At 46.8% G+C, this 1,894-nt stretch carries 3 protein-coding genes; all 3 read right to left on the reverse strand.

Translation table 11 applies throughout. The features are described from left to right. Window positions 1-78: 78 nt before the first annotated feature. Window positions 79-408, reverse strand: coding sequence for an HD domain-containing protein (locus tag ENN47_04905; GenBank protein HDP77522.1), 330 nt, complete (start codon window positions 406-408; stop codon window positions 79-81). Window positions 409-414: 6 nt separating this feature from the next. Next, on the reverse strand, window positions 415-1,074 hold the full coding sequence (locus ENN47_04910) for a PAS domain S-box protein (GenBank protein ID HDP77523.1): 660 nt from the start codon (window positions 1,072-1,074) through the stop codon (window positions 415-417). Between the two features lie 78 nt (window positions 1,075-1,152). Next, on the reverse strand, window positions 1,153-1,824 hold the full coding sequence (locus tag ENN47_04915; GenBank protein HDP77524.1) for a PAS domain S-box protein: 672 nt from the start codon (window positions 1,822-1,824) through the stop codon (window positions 1,153-1,155). Window positions 1,825-1,894 lie beyond the last annotated feature (70 nt).

Here is a 1,894-nt window from a genome sequence, read left to right on the forward strand (position 1 = left end):
CGAAATTCTCATTATCCGTGCAGTTCACAACGTCCACAGTTCCAGGGAAGAGAGCTTCTGCAGTTTAAAATCTGATGTCTAGATCGGCAAAAACCCAGAACTGAAGAGCTCAAGACAGGCTTTCACCACTTCTTCATCATACTTCGTGCCAACTCCTGACTTAATCTCTTCGAGGGCTATCTCAAGTCCCAATGCAGGTCTGTAAGGACGATGAGAGCCTATGGCCTCGACAACATCTGCAACTGCAAGAATTCTTGCCTCAAGCATTATCTCCCCGTCTTTCAGACCTCTAGGATAACCGGATCCATCGATTCTCTCGTGATGCTGCCTGACTATTTCTGCAACCGGCAGACCGAAATGGATCTCCTTCAGGATTTTGAATCCTTCGTCGGGATGGTTCTTGATCAAAGCCCATTAAATCTCATTAAGCTTTCCGGGCTTGTTAAGTATATCTGCCGGAATGGAAAGTTTCCCTATGTCATGGACAATAGCTGCTATTCTCAGTGCTTCAAGTCTTTCATTGGGGAGTTTGAGTCGTTCTGCAATCGCTGTAGATATTCTTTCGACCTTTCTCTGATGATCAACCGTGTAGGGATCCTTGACCTTAAGAAGGCTGGACATTGTTAGCAGAAGATCATCCCTGCTTCTTCTGAGAGCTTCTTCCGCCTTCTTGAGTTCCGTAATGTCTCTGCCAATTCCGACTAGACCTGAGACTTCCCCATTATCATCGAATACCGGCGACAGATTAATACTATAGTATTTCTGGTCGAGGCCTTCGCCAAAGCTCCACTCATATGTAGTCGGCTCTCCGCTGAGAGCTATCTTGTTGTTCATGATATGTACTTCTGCTGTCCCTTCAGGAAGAATGTCGGCTGCGGTCTTGCCAATGAAGAAGTCTGTATCAGTTTCTGAGTTCTCTATCCAACTCCCAAAAACAGCAATAAGCCTGCTTTCTCGATCCAGTTCAAAGATTATGTCGTCTGTGGACTCAACAATTGCCCTGTACTTCTCTTCGCGCTCTCTCAGTCTAGAATAGATCTCGCGTTCTCTTGTCTTGTCATACGCCAGATCCACTACTCCCAGTAGATCTCCGGAAGTATCGAAGATCGGGTATGCCTTGATGTGCCAGATGATTCCGTTTTGCTCGATCTCCTAAACAACTGTTTTCTTTTCCCTGACGGCCTTCGATACAGGGCAATTGTCGCAAGGAGTTTGCCTTCCGTACCACAGGTGATAGCATGTCTTGCCCAGCAGACTCTCTTTGTCTACCGCCACCCTATCTCTGAATGCTTTGTTCGCCCAGACAATACTGAGATCGGGATTATGATACGCAACTATCTCATCAAGGTTGTCCAGAATAAGCTGAAGAGTACGTTCGGATTCAGCAATTCTTCTCCTGGCTTCCTTCTGCTCAGTTACGTCAATTCCAACCGACTGGTATTCAATCAGCTTCCCGGCGGCGTCATGCACCGATTGATTGTACCAGTGAATCCAGTGAACGGCTCCATCGGCAGCCACCGCGGGATCTTCCCTCTGGAAAGAATGTTCAACTTCTGCTTTGCTGTGCAAGGTCTTCTCAAGCTCCCTGCTTGGATCCCTTTCGGCGTGATCAATCCACCGCTTTCCGAGAAGTTGATCCTTTTCCATACCGTAGAACTCGGCGTAGGCATCATTAACATAAGTTAGTGTTGTATCGGCCTTCCACCTGCAGATGAGCAGATCTGGATTGTCCGCAATAGACTCATAGAGTAAGCTGTAATGTTTACCAATCGAGTCTCGCTTCTCCACAAAATCACTCCTCATGGGCTTTAAACGAGAAGCCACTCTGGAACAACTCCAGACAGCTATTCACAACTGACGAATCATAAAGCTTTCCTGAATTACTTCCGATTTC

Source organism: Mesotoga infera, from assembly GCA_011045915.1.
GTDB lineage: Bacteria > Thermotogota > Thermotogae > Petrotogales > Kosmotogaceae > Mesotoga > Mesotoga infera_D.